15 protein-coding genes are annotated in these 17,655 nt (G+C 45.0%); 2 read left to right on the top strand and 13 right to left on the bottom strand.

The window, feature by feature from the left end:
* Positions 1-5 precede the first annotated feature (5 nt).
* Complete coding sequence (locus tag B5F87_RS17800; RefSeq protein WP_087283448.1) at positions 6-269, bottom strand: YabP/YqfC family sporulation protein; 264 nt, start codon at positions 267-269, stop codon at positions 6-8.
* A gap of 172 nt (positions 270-441) precedes the next feature.
* Here B5F87_RS17800 and B5F87_RS17795 point away from each other — a divergent pair, with 172 nt between their 5' ends.
* The gene (locus tag B5F87_RS17795; RefSeq protein WP_087283446.1) at positions 442-2,127 is read left to right on the top strand and encodes an EAL domain-containing protein; all 1,686 of its coding nucleotides are present in this window, start codon (positions 442-444) and stop codon (positions 2,125-2,127) included.
* A gap of 54 nt (positions 2,128-2,181) precedes the next feature.
* On the opposite strand, the gene dhaM is transcribed toward B5F87_RS17795, so the two are convergent.
* From dhaM to dhaK, 3 genes are all read right to left on the bottom strand, one after another.
* Positions 2,182-2,562, bottom strand: coding sequence for a dihydroxyacetone kinase phosphoryl donor subunit DhaM (dhaM, locus tag B5F87_RS17790; protein WP_087283444.1), 381 nt, complete (start codon positions 2,560-2,562; stop codon positions 2,182-2,184).
* Positions 2,563-2,572: 10 nt separating this feature from the next.
* On the bottom strand, positions 2,573-3,196 hold the full coding sequence (gene dhaL / locus B5F87_RS17785) for a dihydroxyacetone kinase subunit DhaL (protein WP_087283442.1): 624 nt from the start codon (positions 3,194-3,196) through the stop codon (positions 2,573-2,575).
* Positions 3,197-3,274: 78 nt separating this feature from the next.
* On the bottom strand, positions 3,275-4,273 hold the full coding sequence (dhaK, locus tag B5F87_RS17780; RefSeq protein WP_087283440.1) for a dihydroxyacetone kinase subunit DhaK: 999 nt from the start codon (positions 4,271-4,273) through the stop codon (positions 3,275-3,277).
* A 210-nt stretch (positions 4,274-4,483) separates the two neighbouring features.
* Between dhaK and B5F87_RS17775 the strand changes: the two genes are divergently transcribed.
* Positions 4,484-5,515 (top strand): aldose epimerase family protein, encoded by a 1,032-nt coding sequence (locus tag B5F87_RS17775; protein ID WP_087283438.1) that lies wholly within the window; start codon positions 4,484-4,486, stop codon positions 5,513-5,515.
* 147 nt (positions 5,516-5,662) lie between these two features.
* On the opposite strand, the gene B5F87_RS17770 is transcribed toward B5F87_RS17775, so the two are convergent.
* The 9 genes from B5F87_RS17770 to B5F87_RS17730 form a co-directional block, all read right to left on the bottom strand.
* Positions 5,663-6,691, bottom strand: a complete 1,029-nt coding sequence (locus B5F87_RS17770; protein WP_087283436.1) for a galactose ABC transporter substrate-binding protein — start codon at positions 6,689-6,691, stop codon at positions 5,663-5,665.
* Positions 6,692-6,725: 34 nt separating this feature from the next.
* Positions 6,726-7,700, bottom strand: a complete 975-nt coding sequence (locus B5F87_RS17765) for a substrate-binding domain-containing protein (protein WP_087283434.1) — start codon at positions 7,698-7,700, stop codon at positions 6,726-6,728.
* Positions 7,690-9,558: a sensor histidine kinase gene (locus tag B5F87_RS17760; RefSeq protein ID WP_343215782.1), complete on the bottom strand. Its 1,869-nt coding sequence runs from the start codon at positions 9,556-9,558 to the stop codon at positions 7,690-7,692. The genes B5F87_RS17765 and B5F87_RS17760 overlap by 11 nt, the downstream gene beginning before the upstream one ends.
* On the bottom strand, positions 9,548-11,161 hold the full coding sequence (locus B5F87_RS17755) for a response regulator (RefSeq protein ID WP_343215781.1): 1,614 nt from the start codon (positions 11,159-11,161) through the stop codon (positions 9,548-9,550). Before B5F87_RS17755 ends, B5F87_RS17760 begins: the two co-directional genes overlap by 11 nt.
* A gap of 161 nt (positions 11,162-11,322) precedes the next feature.
* Complete coding sequence (locus tag B5F87_RS17750) at positions 11,323-12,978, bottom strand: galactoside ABC transporter permease (RefSeq protein ID WP_087283430.1); 1,656 nt, start codon at positions 12,976-12,978, stop codon at positions 11,323-11,325.
* 48 nt (positions 12,979-13,026) lie between these two features.
* Positions 13,027-14,535, bottom strand: coding sequence for a sugar ABC transporter ATP-binding protein (locus tag B5F87_RS17745; RefSeq protein ID WP_087283428.1), 1,509 nt, complete (start codon positions 14,533-14,535; stop codon positions 13,027-13,029).
* A gap of 255 nt (positions 14,536-14,790) precedes the next feature.
* Positions 14,791-16,098, bottom strand: a complete 1,308-nt coding sequence (locus tag B5F87_RS17740) for a substrate-binding domain-containing protein (RefSeq protein WP_087283426.1) — start codon at positions 16,096-16,098, stop codon at positions 14,791-14,793.
* A 254-nt stretch (positions 16,099-16,352) separates the two neighbouring features.
* Entirely contained in the window at positions 16,353-16,529 is a 177-nt protein-coding gene (rpsU, locus tag B5F87_RS17735) for a 30S ribosomal protein S21 (RefSeq protein WP_087283424.1), read from the bottom strand.
* 215 nt (positions 16,530-16,744) lie between these two features.
* Complete coding sequence (locus tag B5F87_RS17730; protein WP_087283422.1) at positions 16,745-17,368, bottom strand: NUDIX hydrolase; 624 nt, start codon at positions 17,366-17,368, stop codon at positions 16,745-16,747.
* Between the last annotated feature and the right edge of the window lie 287 nt (positions 17,369-17,655).

Here is a 17,655-nt window from a genome sequence, read left to right as displayed (position 1 = left end):
GCACACTAAAAATGTATAGAATGAATCTTTCCGGTAATTCTCATATCAATGTCTGTAAAATATTCGATCAATAATTTTTCTCCCTCGATGATCATGCTGCATTTATAGCAGTGCAATACAATTTTTTCTTCATTATAATCTCCCAGAGAACCGTAGTTTTCGATGTTAAGTTCCCCTGTTCCGTTCATGGTGCACACAAATGCCCGGCAACTCTCTTTTATGGATGGCTTCGGCACCGTTTTCTCTGTCTTTTTCCTTTTTATGAACACCCAATCCCTCCTGGCTGTCTCTTCTGCACCAGCACTCTTTCTTCCATTTGTATGCAAAAAATAAGAAATCAGAACAAAATATCCGGAAACACATTTTTTGAATTGAATTTTTCATGAATAAAGTATAGAATTACATTTGAGACAATAAATCGAAAAATAAAGGAAAAGTGTTATGGAATCAAACAATATTACCCTTCAAGTACAACAATTATGTGAAATGATTCATCTGCTGAGTTCATCTATGGATGACTATCTATATGTTTATGACTTCCAGAATGATTTTTATTACATTTCTCCTTCTGCCGTCAGCCGTTTCCGTCTTCCAAATAACTCTTTTTATGATGTGATGCACGTTCATGAACAATTTGTTTACCCGGAGGACTATTCTCTGCTGAAACGCGAGATTCATGAGCTCCGCACCGGCAACCGTTACACACATAATATGATGTACCGGTGGCTCAGCCGGGACCGTACTCCCGTTTGGATCAACTGCCGGAGCAATATTATCCGGGAAAATGGACAGGCTGTTTATATGACCGGCTGTATCAGCGAAATCAATTCCCAGCGAAAAACAGAAAACAGTAAAATTATTCCGGGAACCTCAGGTTTTCATTCCTATCTGAGGAATATTACTCCTTTTTTGTCCCGGGGCGCCTTTCTGCGTTTTGGCATTGACGGATTGAAAAGTATTAACGCACATCACGGCATCGAGTACGGCAATCTGATTCTTCAGAAGACAACGGAATATATTTCCGCAAACCTGCTTCCGGGACAGCAGCTTTACCACATCCTGGGAGATGAATATATGGTTACCGACCATCAGAGCGAAAGCGCACAGACTTCCATTCAGTTATACCGGCAGGTATCTCACAACATTGAGGAATTTATCATCGCCAACAATTACGAGGCAATGTTCACTATTTCCTGCGGTATTATTCTTTGCAAAGATATCGATGATTTTTCCTACTCTGATGTGATGAAACTTACTGAATTTTCTCTCAATGAGGCAAAACGGCGGGGTAAAAATCAATATTACCTGTTTGAAAAGGAGGACTATGAGAAATTTCTCCGCAAAAACGCTCTGACCCAGCAGCTGCGCCAGTCCATCAGCAATCATTTCGAAGGATTTGAGGCATATTTTCAGCCTCTGGTCCATTCAAATACACAGAAGATATACGGTGCAGAAACGTTAATGCGATTTTATTCGGACAGTTTCGGCACAGTTTCTCCTACGGAATTCATACCGATCCTCGAGGAGACCGGCTTAATTATTCCGGCAGGGCGCTGGATACTGAACCAGGCCGCTGCCGCCTGCAAAAAATTCCAGCAATATATCCCCGATTTTAAAATCAGCGTCAATCTTTCTCACGTACAGGTTTTAAAAAGCCGTATTGGCAACGATGTCATAAACGCCGTAAAAGAATATGACATCACCCCGGAAAGCATCATCATAGAACTTACAGAAAGCGGGCTCCTGGAAACAGATTCTCATCTGAATCAAATGTGGTCCCAGTTGAAGAAAGAAGGAATCAGTCTCGCTCTCGATGATTTTGGAACAGGGTATTCCAATTTTGCCTACCTTGCCAGCCTTCATCCGGACACAATCAAGATCGACCGCGGTTTTACGTTTCGTGCACTTCATAATGAATATGAGTATCAGCTATTATCTCTGTTCAGTTCCATGGCTCACGAACTGAAGCTTTCTGTCTGCATCGAAGGGGTGGAAACAAGCGAAGAGCTTTTATCAGTCTGCGAACTTTCGCCCGACTATATTCAGGGATATTTTTTCGGGCAGCCATGCGGCTTCGATACATTTATGGACACCTACATAAAAAACCACAGCGCTGGCGGTGCATAAACCGCCAGATACTGTGGTCTGTTTTTATCTGATATATTATATTGACGTCCTTTCTCAGAACTTTGCCGTTGTCTTTGCGGCCTCCGCCACCTGAATGACATCCTCCATCGGCGCATTTCCTGCCGCTACTACTGCCGCCGCGATCGCTCCTTCCACCACAGGGCAATCCACCATTGTTACCTTACGGTCTTCCATCATCTCAAGAACCATCTCCGTTGTCATGACAGCGCTTCCCATATCCATCAGGATAATCACGCCGTCGTCGGAATAGATCTCATCGATGGCTGTATTGATCTTCTCAAAACTGGTTCCGAATCCGCCGTCGTCCATGCCGCCGGCAGCCCGCATCGGAGTCTCAGGCGCCATCAGAGAAGCCAGATCAACAACACCTTCCGCAAGCTTCTGACTATGCGATACAATTACAATACCAACCATATATGACCTCCTATGCCAGTGCCTGCACTGCTTTGAGCATCAGAGTAAAGGAAGTAGCTCCAGGATCCTGATGTCCGATACTTCTCTCTCCCAGATAGCTGGCACGTCCCTTTGTCGCGATGATCGTCTTTGTGTACTCGATACCTTCCTCTGCCGCTGTCACTCCGGCGTCAAGCGCTTTCTTGGCGTCTTTGTCAGCCTCATAGGAAGCCTTCATGGCGTCAAGAGCAGGAATCATGGCGTCAAGCATGGTCTTCTCGCCTTTCACAGCTTTACCGCGCTTCATGATACCCTCAATGGCAACATCCATCATGCCGATGAAATCATCCATGTTCATCTCCGTCTTACCGTTCAGGTAAGCGCCGGCCTTCATAAATGCCGTGCCGTATAACGGGCCGGAAGCGCCGCCTACGGTGGAAACGAGCTTCATTCCCACAGCTTTTAAGATGGCTCCGATGTCTTTTCCCTCAAATGTTCCAATCACATCGTTGACTGCGTCAAAACCACGCGCCAGGTTGATACCATGGTCTCCGTCACCGATTACATTGTCAAGCTCAGTGAGGAATAACTTCTGCTCATCTACATCTGCAATTATTTTTTTGATAATCTCAATTACTTTTGCACTGTCTGCCATTATTCATATACCTCTTTTCTAAACTGTCTTTACGAAAGAAAAGGCCGACGCATGTTGTCGGCCTTTTGTGCCAGTAAATTATTTAGCCACTGTCATAGCCGGAGTATCTGCTTCTGCATCTAACAGCTCTTTCATCTGGTCATCCAGACGGAGTAAGGAAATGGAGAAACCTTCCATCTCAAGAGATGTCATGTATTCGCCAACTAAAGTCTTGTAAACTTTGATACCTTTCTCTGCCAGAACGTCAGCCACACGATTATTAACAACGAAGAGCTCCATCAGAGGAGTAGCGCCGCATCCGTTGATCATAACAGCAACTTCAGATCCGGAGTAATCGATATCAGCAAGGATCTTCTCTAATAATGTATCAACGATCTCATCTGCTGTCTCCATCTCTTTCTTCTCTACGCCAGGCTCTCCATGGATACCGATACCGATCTCCATCTCGTTGTCAGCCAGCTCAAATCCAGGTTCTCCTGCTGCCGGAACGGTACAAGGACGGATAGCCATTCCCATGGTTCTCACGTTATCGATAACCTTCTGTGCAACTGCCTGTACTTCGTCAAGGCTTGCTCCTGTCTCAGCCAGAGCGCCGGCGATCTTATGTACAAATACAGTACCCGCAACACCGCGGCGTCCTGTTGTATATAAGGAATCCTGAACAGCAACGTCATCGTTAACAACAACTTCTTTTACTTCGATGCCGTCCATGTCGGAAGCCATCTCAGCAGCCATCTCAAAGTTCAGCACATCACCAGTATAGTTCTTAACAACCATCAGAACACCCTTACCAGCATCGATCGCTTTGATTCCTTCATAAATCTGGTCCGGAGTAGGAGATGTAAATACAGCGCCTGCAACAGCAGCGTCCAGCATACCCTTTCCGACAAATCCGCCGTGAGCCGGCTCATGTCCGCTTCCGCCGCCGCTGATAAGAGCAACCTTGCCCTCTTTCTTATCGGCTCTAACTACAACGTTACCACAGTCAAGCTTCTTCACATACTGAGGATAAGCCTTAACCATACCTTCTATCATCTGGTTTTCTACCTGATCCACTGCATTAATAATCTTTTTCAAAATAATCTCCTCCTTACTGGTTCATTGAAAATAGTTCAGATTAGACAATTATTGCCTTCATCCTTTACTAATAATATCACTTTTGCACATACAGGTCAATTAAAAAAATCTATTTTTCATCCAATTTACACATTTAACTTTTTTCTTATATTTGTTATAGTTGATGTAAATGTAATTCATGTAAATATTATGAAAAAGGAGAGGACTCAGATGAAAGTATTGGATTTCGGAACGACGAAAGACGGGCATCAGACCCATCTTTACACCTTAAAAAATGACACGCTTGAATGCCGTGTCACTGATTTCGGCTCTATTCTCGTGAACCTTTTCGCACCGGACAAGAACGGCGATACTGTCGACGTGGTTTTAGGTTTTGACGACGTATCCGGCTATGAAAATGACACAGCCAGCCTGGGCTGTAATGTAGGACGCTGCGCCAACCGCATTGGCGGCGCCGCCTTCACTCTGAACGGAACCGAGTACCATCTTGATAAAAATGACGGAGAGAACAATCTCCACAGCGGATTCCATCAATATTCCAAACGTATCTGGACTGTAAAGGAATACACGGATACCGCCATCACATTTACACTGGACAGTCCGGACATGGATCAGGGCTTCCCTGGCGCCCTCACAATGTCGGTTACCTACCGCCTGGAAGATAATGCGTTAAAGCTCAGTTTCTCGGCTGTTCCGGACAAAGACACCATCATCAATATGACTAATCACAGCTATTTTAATCTCAATGGTAAAGGGGACGTTCTGGATCATATGGCTGCGGTCAACGCCAGCCGGTTCACTCCATCTGACGCTCAGTCCATCCCTACCGGCGTCTTCACAGACGTGGCTGGCACCCCGATGGACTTCCGCGAGCCAAAAGCCATCGGGCAGGATATCGGAGAGGATTATGACCAGCTGGTTCAGGCGCGTGGTTACGACCACAACTATGTGATCAATGATTACGACGGTACTGTACGTTACGCTGTACACCTGTATTCAGAAGCTTCCGGCATCCTCATGGATCTGTCCACCGATTATCCGGGCATCCAGATGTACACCGCCAACTATCTTGAGGACGAGCACGGCAAAGGCGGCGCCGTTTATCACCCAAGAGACGCCGTCTGCTTTGAACCGCAGTTCTTCCCGGACGCTGTCAATAAACCGGATTTTCCAAGTCCGGTTTGTAAGGCTGGTACAACATATCACAAAGAGATCATCTATACATTTTCCATTGATAAATAAAGTCGGCGTCCAGGAGCATATGCAGCAGGAAACGCGCCAGCCTTTAAGAAGAAATACATAAAGCTGGTTTTTCCCGTGACGTAACTCGCGGGACGCCATGCGGCACACTCGATCATCATGTGTCCGCATGGCGTCCCGCGTTATTATTTATTTCCGGTTCAAAAACTCATCCACATTGTCTGCCGTCACTTTCAGATACGGCAGGTAAACGTACCGCTCATTTTCAAAAGTAATCGCATCGAGACTCCCTCCGGTGGCAAGGGCAACCGACAGTTCAGCCATGACTGAGGCCTGTCCTTCCTTGTCATTATAGACAGTTCCGGCAAAGTCTCCGTCCTTCACTGCCTGCAGTCCCACAGAGGTTCCATCAACACCAAAAAATACAGGACGGTTATCCTCCGTATAATTCAGCTCATCATAGGCGTCAACGGCTCCCGCCGCCATATCGTCGTTGTTGGACAGTACCAGCTCCACTTCGTCATTATACTGCCGGATCATCTGCTTCATGCGGTTTTCCGCCTGGGCGCGATTCCAGTTGGCGATCTGATAACTGAGCTTTTCAAGATTTATTCCTTCATCGTTCAGGGTATTCACCACATTTTCCGTGCGGATAATGGCGTCCTGATGATCTGCCTCTCCTTCCAGGATCACATACTGAATCTTTCCGTCACCGTTGCGGTCTACGCCTCCATTTTTGATAACTTCTGCCGCCATCTCTCCCTGCAATTCTCCGGACTGCCTGGCGATGGCTCCCACATAGTAAATCTTTTCCCACTGCATCATATCCTCTGTCACCGGCTCCCGGTTAAAGAAAATCAAAGGAATATCATGTTCTCTGGCCGTATCAATGATCTCTGACGGATCCGCCCGGTCCACCAGATTCACACACAATACATTGCATCCGGCATCAATAAGCTCCTTCACCTGTTCATTCTGTGTCTTCTCCAGCCCCGCCGCTTCCCGGACCATAGCTGTCACCTCAAGATCCTCTGTTTTATAGGTCTCCAGTTCATTTTTAAAACAGTCGATCAGTTCTCTGACAAAGGTATCTGTCTGATTATAGTAGGCGACTCCCACCTGCACCTTCTGAGAAGTATTTCCGGACACCTCTCCGCAGGAACACAGACAGAACATGCCTACTCCGCACAAAAACAAAGTCAACAGTGTTTTTTTCATAGTCTCTCTTCCTCTTCTATTTCATCATTACATTTCATTGCGTCATGGTAAAAAGAATGTTTTGATTATCTGCAGAAAACAGTGTTTCCTTTCTGACCACAGAATAAGACAAGGACCGGACGCTGACCCGGCGGAACGGATGCTGAAGCTTTTGTATCAAGCCTCTGACACTCTCATACCCCACATTAAATTCATCCGGAACGATCAGGCATTCTACAGAGCCGTAATCCAGATAATAAAACGCCTCCATGGAATTGCCAATTCCATATACCACTGCTCCGTACAGATTCTTATTTGCAGCGGCTTCACCCGCCTGAATCAGACATCTGTCATCTAATGCAATGATAATATCCACCTCAGGGTAAGCCGGAAGCGCCAGTTCTTCTTCCTGTCCGGAATAGTCATTGACCGTCCAGCGGACCTCGCCTCCCGCCTGTGCAATGCCGTCCATAAATCCTTCCTCTTTATCCTGAAATGCCGAGGTATCTTTGCTGTTTGCAACGATCCCCAAAGTTTTTCCTTCCAGACTGCCGTTAAAATCTTTCAGCAATTCGTCTGCCAGCGCAGCGCCCATTTCATAATGATCCGGTCTGGCTACCGGCAGCGCAGACGTTTCATCGTCCGTCGTCACCGCAGATTCCACCTGCATGACCGGCACTTTCCTGCCGATTTTTTCCAGCATTTCTTCTGTGCCTTCTCCGGCAACCGGCTGCACGATAATCCCGTTGGCCCCATTATCTATTTCTTTTTCCAGAAGTGCTTCTTCCTCTTCGACAGTCAGCGAGCCTCCCGTACTGACCACAAACAATTCTGCGTCATAATCTGCCGCTGCCATCTCAAGCCCATATTTTAGCGCAGACCACTGAGAACTATCCGAATCCTGCAAGACCACGGATATTTTCTGAATCCTGTCATCTGCTCTGTCGAACAGCATAAACGCGGCGACAATGAGAAATACTACTGCGAGAATGGCTTCTATCAATATAAATACTTTTTTATCATTTTTCATGGCTGTCACCCTGCCGTTTTATTTCACCGGTATCTTCGATGCTGAAAATATTGCCTTCTTCCAGTTTTTTTCGATTTTCTTCTGTATAAGGCACCTCAGGAATACATATGGATACCCTGGTTCCCTCATCTGGTTCACTCTCCACCGTCAGTCCGTATTCTTTTCCAAAAAGAATTTTGATGCGGTTATTGACATTGACAAGACCAACGCCAGATCCTTTTTTGTGAACCCGGTTACTGTCTGTCAGTACTAAAGCCGCCTCCTCCTCGGACATGCCAAGACCATTGTCTTCCACTGCGAGAATGATATTTCCATTATCCCGTTTTCCGCTCACAATGATTTCCCCGCAGTCGTCCATGCTGCTGACGCCGTAATTAATGGCGTTTTCCAATATCGGCTGAAGAATCAGCTTCACAGTACAGCAATCCTCAATGGACGGATCCACCTGAAAATCCACGGAAAATGTATTTTTATAACGTATTTTCTGAATGTTCATGTAGCTTCTGGCATGCTGCAGCTCTTCTCTCACGGTGATGACTGTGCGCCCTTTGGAGAGACTGATGCGAAACAGCTTCGCCAGCTGAGATATCATGAAAGAGGCCTCGTCATTACGTTCGCCTTCGATCATCCAGATGATAGAGTCCAGAGCATTATACAGAAAATGCGGATTGATCTGGCTCTGAAGGGCATCCAGCTCGCTTTTTCTTCTCTCGTTCTGCTCAATGACAATCTCTTTCATCAGCGTATCGATCTGCTCATAAGATTTTTGAATCGAATATCCCAAATGACGGATCTCCAGCGATCCTCCTATATAAATCTCCGGTTTTTCACCCGCCTCATATTCTTTCACAGAATCATTGAGCTTCATGATCGGCCTGGAAATACGCACCGAGACAATGCGATTTACAACCACGATCATCATAAAGGTCAGCAGCATGAGGAGGACGACAAAATATTGAATATTGATCATCCCATGAGTAAACGAAGATTCATACGGAATAACTCCGATAAGCTTCCAGCCGGTATAACTGATAGTATCCACCACCACTTTCCTGCGTCCTCCGTCAAATATCTCATCGTAGACTCCTTCTTCGTAGCCTCCATTGACAACTGCGTTCTCTTTATAAATACCTTCACTGATCTGAATCTGTCTTGGATGATAAATTATCTCCCCGCTGCTGTCACAAAGATAGTAATACTGTCCATTCTGCGAATCATTTATTTGTTTCATCATCCATGATATACTGGAAAAATCCATATCAACCAGCAAAACACCGGTCTGCACGACTCCGCTGGTCGTAATCTCCACGGCGCGGCTCAGAGAAATCACCCAATAATAATGCTGTGTTCCATCGTCAAAAAGATTCTGTATATGAGGCGTGGAAAAGTGCATATTTTCTTTTTTATTCATCGCCTGCTCAAACCAGGACTGACTGGTGACATCCACATTTTCTTTCTGATTCGCCACTGGTTCCGCCATCATGAGGCTTCCGTAATTATTATAAAGAGCAATGCTTCTCAATTTATCTTTATTTGCCTCATACAACAAATTCAATTTGACCTGGATATCCGGATTCTCCCTGGAAAAATCACTTTCTTTAATGGCATTATAGTACGCCGTGTCGGAAATCTGGCGCATGCTGACCAGATAATCTTCCAGACTCTTTCCAGTCTGTTCGATGAGTTTTTGTGTATTCTGAACATTCTCTTCCCTGGTCACGAAAAGAAATTGATTGTACATGACAAATCCCATGGCAAGCATGATAAAAATGGATATCAGGGAAAATGCCGCCATAATTGTAGACTGAATCTCCTTGGGCTTCACAAAATCCCAGAATCTGATTCTTTTACTTTTCACTTTTTGTATGCTCCATTCTGTATTTGGACGGGGACGCCCCAAACTGCCGTTTAAACACATAACTGAAATAATTCGGGTCCGCATATCCCACCTGACCGGCTATGACATAATTCTTTTCATCGGTCTCGATGAGCAATCTCGCCGCATGTTCCATACGACATTCTGTCAAAAATCCAATGAAAGAAGTTCCGGTCTCCTTCTTAAAAATACTGGAAAAATAAGAATTGGATACTCCCAGTTCCCGGCAGATCTCGTCGAGGGACAAATTTTCATCCGCATAATTGGTATAAATGTATTCTTTCGCGTCAGTGACAATGGACTGCGACGACGTACTCCTCACCTTGGCCAGTTTTTCACTGAAAGACAGGCTGGTATCAGTCAGCCACTGTTTAAGAACATCCGGAACAAAGTCTACCAGACGGTCGCACAGCTGCTTCATATCGCCAAGCATTTCTTCCGCCGGAATATTATTATTGGACGCAAAGCGGTACAATTCTCCGATCATTTCCATGACAGCCACATTATGCTGCTGCAAAGACTGTCCGGAGAAGGAAGGATGCTGCAGATACTTTTCCGCCGCTTCTTTGATACGATTCTCATCGCCAAGCCGGATCATCTTAAACAGCGTGGACACTTCCGAATTCTGTTCTGACGCTTCCATTTCCCTGTTCTGCGGAACAATCTCCCCGATATTAATGGCTCTGGACGCTCCGTAGATTGCCCGGTAGGATAAGGCCTCTCTGGCTCCCGCATAGGACCTCGACAGCTGCAGGATATCAGAAACACAGGAGCCCACTCCCACCGTAACCACTGCACCGAGAATACGCTGAGCATATCGGCAGAACTTATCGCAGTCGTCCGTCAGCTCTATCATATCATCCTCTTTGTCAAGCTGTATGATCGCCACTCCATTCTCCAGATAAGTAAAATGTCTCATTCTCCATTTGGGGCTCAGACGTTCATCTACCTGCTTTTTTACCAGTGTATCAAGCAGCACCGGATTAATATTCTCTGGCACCTGGCTGGAAGATGTATGAATGACCAGGCAGCAGTAAAAAGGTCCTGTCAGAGAAATTTGATAATTGATCAGATATTTCTCCAGATCTTCTTTTGTAATCTTTCCCTCAATGAGCGTAGAATAAAAATTTGCCTGAAGCAAAGGCAGAGATTCCATATAATATTGCTGCAGGGTTTCCACATTCCGTTTTTCTCTGATTTCCTGTTCCAGCTTTGCTCTGAGCTTGGTAAAGACCTCAGATAATTCCATGGAATTGATCGGTTTTAAAATGTATTCCTCCACACCCATATGTACAGATTCCCTGGCATACTCAAACTCGTCAAATCCGGTAAATACAAGGATTTTAATCTCCGGATACCGCTCCTTAATCTGTCTGGTCAATTCAATGCCATCCATATATGGCATTTTAATATCTGTCATCACCACATCAGGCTGATATTCTTCCACCATCTCCAGCGCTTTTACTCCATTGCTGGCATGACCCACTACGGAAAAGCCCAATGCCTCCCAATCCATTTTTTTAATGATGATCTGGATGACCTCCTCCTCATCATCTACCAAAAGCAAGGTATATTTATCCATCATTTTCTCCCTCTATTTACATCTTTCTATCTCAATTCATATAAAGAAATTATAACAAATGTCTGATTCCATGTAAACAGCCGGAATTCGAACAGAGTTTCTTAAGAAAGAGAAACAAAAGAAGAGCCAGAATCCAATCTGGCTCTTCCTCAAAGACATGTATTTTATTTTTTCTGAACGTATTTCAGACAGTCCAGAGTAACTGCTACAAGGATGATGATACCGGAGAATACGAACTGTAAGTTCGTGTCGATACCGAGGATAGTCAGGGAGTATGTTAATGCTGTGAAGATACATACACCAACAACTACGCCTGAGATTTTACCGATACCACCAGTAAAGGATACGCCGCCGACTACGCAGGCTGCGATGGCGTCCATCTCCCAGCCCTGTCCATAAGCTGCGGAACCGGAACCGACCATTCGGATACATTCCAGCCAGGAACCGAAACCGTAAAGGATACCGGCCATAACGAAAGCTCCTACTGTAACTGCGAATACGGAGATACCGGATACGGCTGCTGCCTCCGGGTTACCGCCTACCGCGTACAGGTTTTTACCAAATGTTGTTTTATTCCAGATGAACCATACAATCACAATGGCTGCGACTGCCCATAAAATAATGGTAGGGAATCCGTTGAGCTTCGGAATGATCATGTTCGGGATCACCGGCTCGATAGCTCCAAAGGACACACCCTTTGTCGCATAAGTAACAAGACCGAAAATTACAAGCATGTTTGACATCGTTGAAATAAACGGATGCATTTTAAACTTCGCCGTAAAGAAACCGGCAATTGTCGTAAAGAATGTACACAGAACCACACAAGCTACCAGTGCAAGAACAATACGTCCTACCAGTGGCATTCCGGTAAAATCAAAGATATGTCCGAAAACGCCGCCGGTGTTGACTCCCTGATGCATGATAATGGTTGCCGCCGTCATACCCATACCGACCATACGTCCGATGGAAAGGTCAGTACCTGCCAGAAGGATCAGAGCCGCAACGCCCAGTGCAAGGAACATTCTAGGCGATGCCTGCTGCAGGATATTCAGCACGTTGTTGTAAGTCAGTAACGGCGCACCCTTCACGATCGGTGTGATAATACACAATGCGATGAAAATAAGGATGATCGCAATATAAAGACCATTCTGTAATAAGAAGGATCTCTTATTGAATGTGTACTTATAATTCTCCCACTTCTGCGCCCTGGATTCCATAAATGTAAACTTGGACATGCGGAGCAGGTCGATCAGATGATATTTATGAGAAAATGCCTCATGTCTTCTGTCCTTAACTGCCTGCAGATCATTCTGCAGCTGCAGCTTCGCATCAAAAAGACGATTCTTATAAACATAATTCTCATCTTTGATTTCCTGACTGTCAGACAGTTTTTTCAGATTTTCCTCATGCTCTTTTTTCAGCTCCACGAGTTTCTGATTATACTTTTCTTTTGCCAGTACTTTTTCCTGGTCACAGCTTTCTTTAACCGGTTTATAGTACTCTTCATCGAAATGTTCTTTCAGATATGCTTCAGCTTCCGCGATCAATTTGGATATTTCATCCTTATTTTTCGCGTCGACTCCTTTTGCCATCTCGATTTCCGTGCGAAGAGTCGCGATTCTGTTTTCTTTCTCTCCCTGAGTTAAAGAACGGTCTCTCTTTACTCCGTCCAGTGTATTCTGAAGAGAAATCACTTTATCTATTCCGTCTACCCTTAATGCGTCAATTTTTTTCTGGATATTTCCTACAAATTCATCAATGGGTTGACGCAGTTTCTTTTCTTCTTCAACCGTAAGAATCTTAGTATTTCCTTTCTCCATATCTTCTTCTCCCTTATGATAGGTATAGTCTACAGGTTGCAGGTTGCATTACAGATATTTTGCACTGAGCCGAAGGAGTTCTTCCTGATTCGTCTCTTTAGTGTTGACGATTCCGGAAAGATGTCCGTTTGACATAACGCCGATACGATTGGTGATACCCAGAATCTCCGGCATCTCAGAGGAAACAACAATGATGGTTTTTCCCTGTTTCGCCATTTTGATGATCAGCTCGTAAATCTCGTATTTTGCTCCGACATCGATACCACGAGTCGGTTCATCCATCATAAATACTTTCGGATCACGCTCCAGCCATTTACCAAAGATAACCTTCTGCTGATTTCCACCGGAAAGGCTGGTGATCATATCTTCCGGTCCCATACATTTTGTATTCATGGTTTTGATCTCATCTGCCGTCGCCTTCACCATTTTGGAATCGGATAACGCAAGACCGGATTTATAGTGATTTAAGTTGGCAATGGTCGTATTGAATGTCAGATCCGTCTTCAGGAATAATCCATTGGCCTTCCGTTCCTCGGTAATCATGGCAAATCCATGATCCATAGCTTCTTTGGCACTGTTAAAGTTCATCAGTTTACCGTTATAATACATACGGCCCGCCGCTCTTGTCCTGACGCCGAACATTGTTTCAAGAAGCTCTGTACGTCCCGCTCCTACCAGTCCATAAAGACCAAAAATCTCTCCTTCTCTGACATCAAAAGAAATATCCTTCAAATGCGGTTCAAACTTTGTTGATAAGTGCTGAATGGATAAAATAACATCTTTTGGCGTATTATCCACCGGAGGGAATCTGTTTTCAAGAGAACGGCCAACCATCGCTGCGATCAGCTCATTCATATTTGTATCCTCGGAACGTTTCGTCATAACAAGATTACCATCCCGAAGTACGGATACCTCGTCACAGATTGTAAATATTTCATCCATTTTGTGAGAAATGTAAATCAATGAAATGCCCTGATCTCTCAGCATACGCATCATCTCGAAGAGTTTGTCTACTTCCTGTACTGTCAGGGAGGAAGTCGGCTCGTCAAGAACGATTACTTTGGCATTGTAGGAAATCGCCTTGGCGATCTCGCACATCTGTCTCTGGGATACGGACATGTTCCGCATCGGCTGTGTCAGGTTTACAGTCATTCCCAGCTTTCTGAACAACTCAGAAGCTTCTTTTTTCATTCTTCCTTCATCCACAACGCCCATGGAATTAACCGGATAACGTCCCAGAAACAGATTATCAACCACATTTCTTTCCAGACATTGGTTCAGTTCCTGATGAACCATGGCAATTCCATTCTCCAGCGCATCCTTCGGACCCGAGAAGCTCACTTCACTGCCGTCAAGGAAAATACTTCCTTCATCTTTCTGGTATGTACCGAAAAGACATTTCATCATGGTGGATTTACCGGCTCCGTTCTCACCCATCAGTCCCATGACCGTACCTCTCCTCAAATCCAGATTGATGTGGTCAAGTACTCTGTTCCGGCCGAAAGATTTGCTCATATTGCGTATGGATAAGACAATATCTTCTCTCTTTTCTGCCATATCGTTTTACTCCTGTTTTCTTCTCCTGGATACTTTACACAAGTTCCGATTCCTTCGTCCTCGCATTTCTGTAAAATATCCAGGTCTGCATGGATGATGGGGAGAATGTCTCTCCCCAATCATCTGGTTTCACGACGGTGCCGGATTCATCCGGCGCGCCGCCTTTATGCTTACAATTTTACGCCTGCACTGATGACCGGCGATCTATTCCCGTCTTCCAGTGACCCGGCTGCTGCTCTCATCAGTCCGCAGTTCTTACTGGCTGAGGATGGATGTATAAGAAGCAGCGTTATCTGTCTTAACCATGTTGATTGCGAATGCATCGTATGCGCCTGGGTTTCCAAGACGGTTTGTGATGTTGGACTCTGTCTGGCCGTCACCACCGATGTACTCAACATTCAGGTTCAGAAGATCATCGTACTGTTCCAGTAATGGCTGATATGTGGAGCTTAAGAAGTTATCAGCTGCATTGTAGATGTTCAGCCATACGTTCTTTGTTGCATGTGTGCTCTCGTCAAGCTGTGCGGATACAGGCTCGTAGATCTTTGTGGAGTCTGTGAATTCCTGATAGTTGTCAGCTGTAACTGCCAGATTCAATGCGTAGTAGGAACGCTCATCTGCATTGTATTCGTAGTCAACGCCTTCCTGCAGTACGTTTCCAGCCTCATCAGCTGTACCAATACCAGTATCAATGTCTACGCCGTCAAGAGCGTTACGAAGTACACGAAGTGTTAAGTAAGCCTGCACGTCTGCATGCTGGCTGATTGTTCCGCCGTAGCCTTCTGCGATAGCTGCTACAGCGTCGCTGTTTGCATCGTAACCGAAGGTAGGAACCTGGTTATCTTTGGACCATGCGTTGAACATGGACATTCCCATACCGTCGTTGTTGGAAGCAATAACATCGATCTGATCTCCGAAGGAAGAAGCCCATGTTCCGATAGCGTTACCTGCTGTCGCTGCATCCCATGTAGCACCTGCGGAGTTCTTCATTTCCTGAGAAGCAAGCTCACGAACAATGTATGTCTGTCCGTTTACTTCAATCTGGCCATCCTTAACGATCGTTGCGGAACCATCTGTGTTAGTACCGATCGGTTCGCTGTTTACAGCGCCGTCTGTCTCAACAGCTGTTCCAAGAGCGTTACGAACACCTCTTGTACGGGCGATGGAATCGTTGTGTCCGATATCACCGATGGCAAGAACATATCCGATAACACCGTCGCCGTTACGGTCGATAGTATCAATATTCTTCTCGATGTACTCTTTGATCATTGTTCCCTGGAGCTCTGCACCCTGATTTGCATCAAAACCTACATAATAGGTATCATCGTTGAAATTAAGGGCTGTCATATCAAGCTCGCCTGTGGAACTGTTGGAAGGCTGACGATTGTACCATACAAGCGGTTTGTCTTTGTTAGCCACGCTGCTTCCGGAAGCCTCCTGCTGTGCTGCGCCGGTATTCGCTTCGCTGCCACCGTTACCTGAATCTCCGGTGCTGGAACCGCATGCTACCATGGACAATGCCAGAGCTGCTGCCATCACTGTCGTAAACAATTTTTTCCTCATTACATTTTTCTCCTTTCTCCAAAACGTTTTTCACACGTTTTTGTTTACAATGACAGTTTAACCGAAATCCCGTTCTGTTTATATAGAATATTTTACTATCCATCTTGAAATTCTTTAGATTTTACTGTTAAATCTATGAGATTTTTATGTAAAGAAACCATTTCCCTTTCACACAGAAAACTTCTAAATGACATGTTTTCTGTGCACAAAGACAAAAAAAGAGCATCCATACGGATGCTCTTTTTACAGCACAATTATTTATATTTTCTTTTTCTTGCAGCTTCGGATTTCTTTTTACGTCTAACACTTGGTTTCTCGTAATGCTCTCTTTTACGAATCTCCTGCTGAATTCCTGCTTTAGCACAGCTCCTCTTAAATCTGCGAAGAGCGCTGTCTAAAGATTCGTTCTCTTTAACGATTATATTTGACATTGTCTCACCTAACCTCCCTCCAGTTGCGTATTGTGCCTAATACAACTGTTTGGGTATTTTCGCACTGGTTTATATTATACCATAACATGTGTTTTCGTCAATAACTTTTTTAAGAAAAACTCAATAAATCTCTGTCAGACGAGGATGATCCCGCTTTTTCGACATTTCTTATTCCGCCGCAGTGCAAAACAATCCGCTGACAGAATAATTCGCTCCTATTCTAAAATTGTCTTCCATGTATCCGCATGATGGTATGCGTCAAAACATAAGGCGATCTGCTCCGCATTATTTTTCTCTTCCGCCAGAGGAGGAAGCTCATCAAGACCGAAATATCCGCTGGCAACAGTCTCGCTGTTGGCCTCAAACTGTCCGCCGTTCACTGAACACAATACAAATACCTTACAGATTTTGTGTACGTAGACAGGCAGGTTATGCTTATCTCTGTCCTGAATGGCAATTACAAGATCAGCTGTGACGTCCAGCCCCGCTTCCTCTTTGGCCTCCTTGACCGTATTCTCTCCGATAGACACATCCACATCTACCCAGCCGCCTGGCAGCGACCAGGTTCCATTCTTCTCCTGTACTAGCAAAATCTTATCTTCTTTAAAGATGGCCGCCCGGGTGTCAAGCTTCGGCGTCTGATAACCGCTCTCGTCACAGAACAGATCCTTCACCTTGTCCACGGGAATCTCCGTCTTATAGGAAATCATATCAGCGGCGATTTCCCGGATTCTCTCATAGCGTTCCTTATCAAAAACCCCTTCGCCGTACCATAATCCTGTCTGCGCGATACTCTGTAATTCCACTGCCCACTGCAGCCATTTTTCATTCTTATCCATAATGTACCTTTCCTTCTCGGTGCTTTTCTCTTTGAAGCTATTCTCTGGCGTGCCGATTCCACGATCTCCTCGCCGGCATACATACGGACAAAGCTATGCCGCACATTTTCACCAGGTCTTTATTGTAAAAAATAATGTAAGCCTTGTCAACGGAAACACCTTGTGAACTCACGACAAACGCATGAATGTGTTTCCCAACTAAACCTATCGATTTTTAAAATTTTTACAAGTTCATAAGTTCATCCAGATATTTTTCCGGATTTGTTCCTATCGCATACCGTTTCTTT

Source organism: Eubacterium sp. An3, from assembly GCF_002159465.1.
GTDB classification, from domain to species: domain Bacteria; phylum Bacillota; class Clostridia; order Lachnospirales; family Lachnospiraceae; genus Anaerobutyricum; species Anaerobutyricum stercoris.
Note: the sequence above shows the minus strand (reverse complement) of the source record. Positions and strands in the feature narration are given on the sequence as shown.

Coding starts and splice junctions, on each gene's coding strand:
- B5F87_RS17795 (WP_087283446.1), top strand. CDS start 442: ATGGAATCAAACAATATTACCCTTCAAGTACAACAATTATGTGAAATG.
- dhaM (WP_087283444.1), bottom strand. CDS start 2,562: ATGGTTGGTATTGTAATTGTATCGCATAGTCAGAAGCTTGCGGAAGGT.
- dhaL (WP_087283442.1), bottom strand. CDS start 3,196: ATGGCAGACAGTGCAAAAGTAATTGAGATTATCAAAAAAATAATTGCA.
- B5F87_RS17775 (WP_087283438.1), top strand. CDS start 4,484: ATGAAAGTATTGGATTTCGGAACGACGAAAGACGGGCATCAGACCCAT.
- B5F87_RS17770 (WP_087283436.1), bottom strand. CDS start 6,691: ATGAAAAAAACACTGTTGACTTTGTTTTTGTGCGGAGTAGGCATGTTC.
- B5F87_RS17765 (WP_087283434.1), bottom strand. CDS start 7,700: ATGAAAAATGATAAAAAAGTATTTATATTGATAGAAGCCATTCTCGCA.
- B5F87_RS17755 (WP_343215781.1), bottom strand. CDS start 11,161: ATGATGGATAAATATACCTTGCTTTTGGTAGATGATGAGGAGGAGGTC.
- B5F87_RS17750 (WP_087283430.1), bottom strand. CDS start 12,978: ATGGAGAAAGGAAATACTAAGATTCTTACGGTTGAAGAAGAAAAGAAA.
- B5F87_RS17745 (WP_087283428.1), bottom strand. CDS start 14,535: ATGGCAGAAAAGAGAGAAGATATTGTCTTATCCATACGCAATATGAGC.
- B5F87_RS17740 (WP_087283426.1), bottom strand. CDS start 16,098: ATGAGGAAAAAATTGTTTACGACAGTGATGGCAGCAGCTCTGGCATTG.
- rpsU (WP_087283424.1), bottom strand. CDS start 16,529: ATGTCAAATATAATCGTTAAAGAGAACGAATCTTTAGACAGCGCTCTT.
- B5F87_RS17730 (WP_087283422.1), bottom strand. CDS start 17,368: ATGGATAAGAATGAAAAATGGCTGCAGTGGGCAGTGGAATTACAGAGT.